Here is a 6564-nt window from a genome sequence, read left to right as displayed (position 1 = left end):
GCGGCTCGTGCCGCGCCCGGTCCCGCGCGGCGGCCCGCATCCGCATCGGGCGTGCGAACTGGTTGAGGGCCGACGCGAACGTCCCGCCCGAGAAGGCGGCGTCCGCCCGGACGAACCCGTCCACGGTCAGCGGCACGCCCTCCGGCAGCTGCTGGACGGTGAAGTACACGCCCAGGTCGTGCGGGACCGAGTCGAACCCGCAGGCGTGCACCAGCCGCGCGCCCGTCTCACGCGCGCGTGCGTCGTGCCGGACGTACACCAGGTCGACGAACTCGGGCTCACCGCTCAGGTCCAGATAGTCCGTGCCGCTGTCCGCGCAGGCGGCGACCAGCTCCTCGCCGTACGTCACATAAGGACCCACGGTGGTGGCCAGCACGCGCGTGTGCCGGGCGAGTTCGCGCAGGGAGGCCGGATCGGTCACGTCCGCGCGCAGCACTCCGACGGACGCACCGCCGGGAAGCCGCTCGCGCAGCGTGCGCAGCCGCTCCTCGCTGCGGCCGGCGATCGCCCAGCGCAGGCCCTCGGGGGCGTGTGCGGCAAGGTGTTCGGCGGTGAGCGCCCCCACGAAGCCGGTGGCTCCGAAAAGCACGACGTCGTACGGACGCCCTGTCTTTTTCAGCCTGCTCATGACATCCCTCGCTCCCCGCAGCCCGCGCCGCTGTCGGTGGCCGAGGCTAGCGTGAGGAGTGCGGGGCCCGACGGCGAGGGGTACCGGCGCGCGGTCACCGGGTACGGACTGGACAGAACCTGGCTAAGCGCTTGCTCGTCCAGGGCTTGTCTCCGCTGGAACACGTTCCTGGCATCATTGGTGTTACATCAGTTGTGTCACAGCAAGGGGGCTGGATGGCAACGGCTCGGACGGCGGAGCGGCACGGACCCCTCACCGGCGTGCGCGTGGTCGAGCTGGCCGGCATCGGCCCCGGCCCGTTCGCCGCCATGCTGCTGGCCGACCTGGGCGCCGACGTCGTCCGGGTGGACCGCCCCGGCGGCGCCGCACTCGGCATCGACCCCGCCCGCGACCTCACCAACCGCAACAAGCGCTCCGTGGTCGTCGACCTGAAGTCCCCGGACGGCCCCGCCCGCGTCCTCGGCCTCGCCGAGCGCGCCGACATCCTCATCGAGGGCTACCGCCCCGGCGTCGCCGAGCGCCTCGGTGTCGGCCCCGAGACGTGCCACGCCCGCAACCCCCGACTCGTCTACGGCCGGATGACCGGCTGGGGCCAGGACGGCCCGCTCGCCCCGCGCGCGGGACACGACATCGCCTACATCGCCGTCACCGGCACCCTCGGCATGATCGGCGACCCGGACGGGCCCCCGGCCGTCCCCGCCAACCTCCTCGGCGACTACGCCGGCGGCTCCCTCTACCTCGTCGTCGGCGTCCTCGCCGCCCTGCACCACGCGCGCGCGACCGGTACCGGCCAGGTCGTCGACGCCGCCATCGTCGACGGCACGGCCCACCTGTCCACGATGATCCACGGCATGCTCGCCGCCGGAGGCTGGCAGGACCGCCGCGGGTCCAACCTCCTGGACGGCGGTTGCCCGTACTACGGCACCTATGAGACGGCCGACGGCCGGTACATGGCGGTCGGCGCGCTCGAGCCGCGGTTCTACGCCGAGTTCCTGACCCTGCTCGGCCTCGAGGACCATGCCGACACCCGTACGGATGTCACCCGGTGGGGCGAACTGCGCGAGGCGGTCGCCGCCCGCTTCAAGTCCCGCACCCGGGACGAGTGGACGGCCGTCTTCGAGGGCTCCGACGCGTGCGTGGCCCCCGTGCTGTCGCTGCGCGAGGCCCCGCACCACCCGCACCTGGCCGCCCGCTCCACCTTCACCGACCACGCCGGCCTCACCCAGCCGGCCCCCGCACCCCGCTTCTCCGCCACCCCCACCGCCGTCCGCACCGGCCCCGCCCGGCCCGGCGCCGACACGGCCGCCGTGGCCCGTGACTGGGACCTGCCCGCACTCCTCCAGGACGAGAACCCTCACCGAAAGGCTTGCCAGTGAGCACCGAAGCGTACGTGTACGACGCGATCCGCACCCCGCGCGGGCGCGGCAAGGCCACCGGCGCCCTGCACGGCACGAAGCCCGTCGACCTGGTCGTCGGTCTCATCCACGAGATCCGCGACCGCTTCCCCGGCCTGGACCCGGCCGCGGTCGACGACATCGTGCTCGGCGTCGTCAGCCCGCTCGGCGACCAGGGCTCCGACATCGCCCGCATCGCCGCGATCGCCGCCGGACTGCCCGACACGGTGGCCGGCGTGCAGGAGAACCGCTTCTGTGCCTCGGGCCTGGAGGCCGTCAACATGGCCGCCGCCAAGGTGCGTTCCGGCTGGGAGGACCTGGTCCTCGCGGGCGGCGTCGAGTCGATGTCCCGGGTGCCGATGGCCTCCGACGGCGGAGCCTGGTTCAACGACCCGATGACCAACCTCGCCGTCGACTTCGTGCCCCAGGGCATCGGTGCCGACCTGATCGCCACCATCGAGGGCTTCTCCCGGCGGGACGTCGACGAGTACGCGGCCCTGTCCCAGGAGCGCGCGGCCACCGCATGGAAGGAGGGCCGCTTCGACCGCTCCGTCGTCCCCGTCAAGGACCGCAACGGCCTGGTCGTCCTCGACCACGACGAGCACCCGCGCCCCGGCACCACCGCCGACTCCCTCGCCGGGCTCAAGCCGTCCTTCGCGGACATCGGCGAACTCGGCGGCTTCGACGCCGTCGCCCTGCAGAAGTACCACTGGGTGGAGAAGATCGACCACGTCCACCACGCGGGCAACTCCTCCGGCATCGTCGACGGCGCCTCGCTCGTCGCCATCGGCTCCAAGGAGGTCGGCGAGCGCCACGGCCTCACCCCGCGCGCGCGGATCGTCTCCGCCGCCGTCTCCGGCTCCGAGCCCACCATCATGCTCACCGGCCCCGCTCCCGCCACCCGCAAGGCGCTCGCCAGGGCCGGGCTGACCATCGACGACATCGACCTCGTCGAGATCAACGAGGCCTTCGCGGCGGTCGTACTGCGCTTCGTGAAGGACATGGGCCTGCCCCTGGACAAGGTCAACGTCAACGGCGGCGCCATCGCCCTCGGCCACCCGCTCGGCGCCACCGGCGCGATGATCCTCGGCACCCTCGTCGACGAACTGGAACGCCAGGACAAGCGCTACGGCCTCGCCACGCTGTGCGTGGGCGGCGGCATGGGCATCGCCACCGTCGTCGAGCGCGTCTGACCCGTCCCAGCGGCACCTTCGGACCCAGACCTCAACGGAGACCCCCGACATGACCGAGAGCACCACCATCCGCTGGGAACAGGACGACACCGGCGTCGTCACCCTCGTCCTCGACGACCCCGACCAGTCCGCGAACACCATGAACCAGGCGTTCCGCGACTCCTTCGCCGCCGTCGTCGACCGGCTGGAGGCCGAGAAGGACAGCATCCGCGGCGTCATCCTCACCTCCGCCAAGAAGACCTTCTTCGCCGGCGGCGACCTGCGCGACCTGATCCGGGTCACCCCCGGGACCGCCCAGGACCTCTTCGACGGCGGCCTCGCCCTCAAGCGGAACATGCGCCGCATGGAGACCCTGGGCAAGCCGGTCGTCGCCGCGATCAACGGCGCGGCCCTGGGCGGCGGTTACGAACTCGCCCTGGCCTGCCACCACCGCATCGCCCTCGACACCCCCGGCACCAGGATCGGCTGCCCCGAGGTGACCCTCGGCCTCCTCCCGGGCGGCGGCGGAGTGGTCCGCACCGTACGGCTGCTGGGCATCGCCGACGCCCTGCTGAAGGTGCTGCTCCAGGGCACGCAGTACAACGCGCGCCGCGCCCAGGAGAACGGCCTCGTCCACGACGTGGCCACCACCCGGGAGGAACTGCTCGCGAAGGCACGCGCCTTCATCGACGCCAACCCCGAGTCCCTGCAGCCCTGGGACAGGCCCGGTTACCGCATCCCGGGCGGCACCCCGGCCAGCCCCAAGTTCGCCGCCAACCTGCCCGCCTTCCCCGCCACTCTGCGCAAGCAGACCAACGGCGCCCCCTACCCGGCACCGCGCAACATCCTCGCCGCCGCCGTCGAGGGAGCCCAGGTCGACTTCGAGACCGCCCAGGTCGTCGAGGCCCGCTACTTCGTGGAGCTGGCCGCCGGGCAGACCGCCAAGAACATGATCCAGGCGTTCTTCTTCGACCTCCAGGCCGTCAACTCCGGCGCCAACCGCCCGAAGGGCATCGAGCCCCGCCAGGTCCGCAGGGTCGCGGTCCTGGGCGCCGGCATGATGGGCGCGGGCATCGCCTACTCGTGCGCCCGCGCGGGGCTGGAGGTCGTCCTGAAGGACGTGTCCCCGGAGGCCGCCGTCAAGGGCAAGGGCTACTCCGAGGAGCTGTGCGCCAAGGCCGTCGCCAAGGGCCGTACCAGCCAGGAGAAGGCGGACGCGCTGCTCGCCCGGATCACGCCCACCGCCGAGGCCGCCGACCTCGCCGGCTGCGACGCGGTGATCGAGGCCGTCTTCGAGGACCCGGCCCTCAAGCACAAGGTGTTCCAGGAGATCGAGCAGATCGTCGCCCCGGACGCGCTGCTGTGCTCCAACACCTCCACCCTGCCCATCACCGCGCTCGCCGAGGGCGTGGAGCGCCAGGCCGACTTCATCGGGCTGCACTTCTTCTCGCCCGTCGACAAGATGCCGCTGGTCGAGATCATCAAGGGCGAACGCACCGGCGACGAGGCGCTGGCCCGCGCCTTCGACCTGGTCCGGCAGATCAACAAGACCCCGATCGTCGTCAACGACTCGCGCGGGTTCTTCACCTCCCGGGTGATCGGCCACTTCATCAACGAGGGCGTGGCGATGGTCGGCGAGGGCATCGAGCCGGCCTCCGTGGAGCAGGCGGCGGCCCAGGCCGGCTACCCGGCCAAGGTGCTGTCCCTGACGGACGAACTGACGCTCACCCTGCCCCGCAGGATCCGCAGCGAGGCGAAGCGGGCCGTCGAGGAGGCGGGCGGCACCTGGTCCGCGCACCCCGCGGAGGCGGTCGTCGACCGCATGGTGGACGAGTTCGGCCGTACGGGGCGCAGCGGCGGCGCGGGCTTCTACGAGTACGGCGAGGACGGCAAGCGGGCCGGGCTGTGGCCGGGGCTGAGGGAGCACTTCACCCAGCCCGGCCACGAGATCCCGTTCCGGGACATGCAGGAGCGCATGCTCTTCTCCGAGGCGCTGGACACGGTCCGGCTCCTGGAGGAGGGCGTGCTGACCTCCGTCGCCGACGCCAACATCGGCTCCGTCCTCGGCATCGGCTTCCCGGGCTGGACCGGCGGCGTACTGCAGTACATCAACGGCTACGACGGCGGCCTGCCCGGCTTCGTGGCACGCGCGCGTGAACTCGCCGAGCGCTACGGAGAGCGGTTCACCCCGCCGGCCCTGCTGCTGGAGAAGGCGGAGAAGGGGGAGACGTTCACCGACGCGCGCTGAGGCGCGGCCCGGACTTCAGGCGGAGGGCGCGTCCCCCGGGGCCGCCTCCGCCCCGCCCCCGCCGACCCACTCGCGCAACTCCTCCCTGAGCGACCGCTGGAAGGTCGTGAGCAGGGCCTGCACCACCAGCGGGTGCATGTGCGCGGACAACGACTTCACGTCCCGCGTGTCACGCTCGGCCACGGCCTCGCGCAGCAGCCCCGACAGCTCGCGCGCGGCCGCCCGCGCGTGCTCGATCAGCACCGTACGGGCCGCGAGGATCGTCTCCTGGGACAGCGGCACGTCCAGCAGCCGCACGCCGAGCCGCAGCAGCCCGGAGTCGACACGGAAGGAATCCCCGTCGGCCGCGGCCACGTTCATCGCGGCCAGCCGCTCCACGTCCTCCTCGCTCAGCGCCCGCCCGGCCCGGCGCTCCAGCTCGGGCCGGGTGAGCGTCTCCACCGTCTCGGGGGCCCAGGAGGCGACCACCGCCCGGTGGACGGCCAGGTCGTGCGGGCTGAGGTCCGGCGGCAGCTGCCGCAGATGACGCTCGATCGCGGCCAGCGTCATGCCCTGCAGCTGCATCTCCTCGATCAGCGCCAGGCGTGCCAGGTGCTCCGGGCCGTAGTGCCCCACCCGGCGCGGACCGATCACCGGGGGCGGCAGCAGCCCCCGGCCGCTGTAGAAGCGGACCGTGCGCACCGTGACCCCGGCCCGCGCGGCCAGTTCGTCGATCGTGAGGGTCGGCTCGTCGGTGTCGGTCGTCATGTACAGCAGTATCGCTGTCCCACCAATACCGTCACCTTCTCGGCCGTGAGCGGCCGAGCTTGTTCGCTCGGTCGTTCACACCTCGTCGCGCTCCCGACTGCCCCCTACGACGGGACGGTCACGGGTCGCATCCACCCAGCCCTCAGCAGATGTCAGGGTGCGGGTGCGGTGACGAACACCCACGTCGAGCGTGCGCGGTCGCGCACGTTGACCCCGGCGACGTGGTCGGCGGGCCACCAGCAGGGATGTCCCCGTCCGGTACGAGGCGATCGACACGGCCCTGGGCCGGCTCGCCGACCGGGTGGCCGAGCTCGACGCGTCCGTGCACATGCCCCGCATCGGCTGCGGCCTGGCCGGGGGCAGCTGGGACCGGAT

General features: G+C 72.6%; 5 protein-coding genes and 1 pseudogene. 4 read left to right on the top strand and 2 right to left on the bottom strand.

What is annotated here, in order from left to right; all coding sequences use genetic code 11:
- On the bottom strand, positions 1-628 hold a 628-nt coding region (locus RH94_RS42345; RefSeq protein ID WP_234425527.1), incomplete at its 3' end, for a saccharopine dehydrogenase family protein.
- 215 nt (positions 629-843) lie between these two features.
- Between RH94_RS42345 and RH94_RS04285 the strand changes: the two genes are divergently transcribed.
- From RH94_RS04285 to RH94_RS04275, 3 genes are read left to right on the top strand one after another with little or no spacing between them, the layout of a single operon-like run.
- The gene (locus RH94_RS04285) at positions 844-2004 is read left to right on the top strand and encodes a CaiB/BaiF CoA transferase family protein (RefSeq protein ID WP_073946319.1); all 1161 of its coding nucleotides are present in this window, start codon (positions 844-846) and stop codon (positions 2002-2004) included.
- Positions 2001-3215: an acetyl-CoA C-acetyltransferase gene (locus RH94_RS04280; protein WP_073946318.1), complete on the top strand. Its 1215-nt coding sequence runs from the start codon at positions 2001-2003 to the stop codon at positions 3213-3215. The genes RH94_RS04285 and RH94_RS04280 overlap by 4 nt, the downstream gene beginning before the upstream one ends.
- 49 nt (positions 3216-3264) lie before the next feature.
- The gene (locus RH94_RS04275) at positions 3265-5442 is read left to right on the top strand and encodes a 3-hydroxyacyl-CoA dehydrogenase NAD-binding domain-containing protein (RefSeq protein WP_073946317.1); all 2178 of its coding nucleotides are present in this window, start codon (positions 3265-3267) and stop codon (positions 5440-5442) included.
- A 15-nt stretch (positions 5443-5457) separates the two neighbouring features.
- On the opposite strand, the gene RH94_RS04270 is transcribed toward RH94_RS04275, so the two are convergent.
- Positions 5458-6189: a MerR family transcriptional regulator gene (locus RH94_RS04270; protein WP_073946316.1), complete on the bottom strand. Its 732-nt coding sequence runs from the start codon at positions 6187-6189 to the stop codon at positions 5458-5460.
- A gap of 217 nt (positions 6190-6406) precedes the next feature.
- On the opposite strand from RH94_RS04270, the pseudogene RH94_RS42340 reads away from it, so the two are divergent.
- A pseudogene (locus RH94_RS42340) lies at positions 6407-6564 on the top strand (Appr-1-p processing protein); the annotation flags it as partial.

The organism is Streptomyces kebangsaanensis (assembly GCF_001906585.1).
Lineage (GTDB): Bacteria > Actinomycetota > Actinomycetes > Streptomycetales > Streptomycetaceae > Streptomyces > Streptomyces kebangsaanensis.
Note: the sequence above shows the minus strand (reverse complement) of the source record. Positions and strands in the feature narration are given on the sequence as shown.

Excerpts from the sequence above, each read along its gene's own strand:
- RH94_RS04270 (WP_073946316.1), bottom strand. The coding sequence starts at position 6,189 with ATGACGACCGACACCGACGAGCCGACCCTCACGATCGACGAACTGGCC.
- RH94_RS04285 (WP_073946319.1), top strand. The coding sequence starts at position 844 with ATGGCAACGGCTCGGACGGCGGAGCGGCACGGACCCCTCACCGGCGTG.
- RH94_RS04275 (WP_073946317.1), top strand. The coding sequence starts at position 3,265 with ATGACCGAGAGCACCACCATCCGCTGGGAACAGGACGACACCGGCGTC.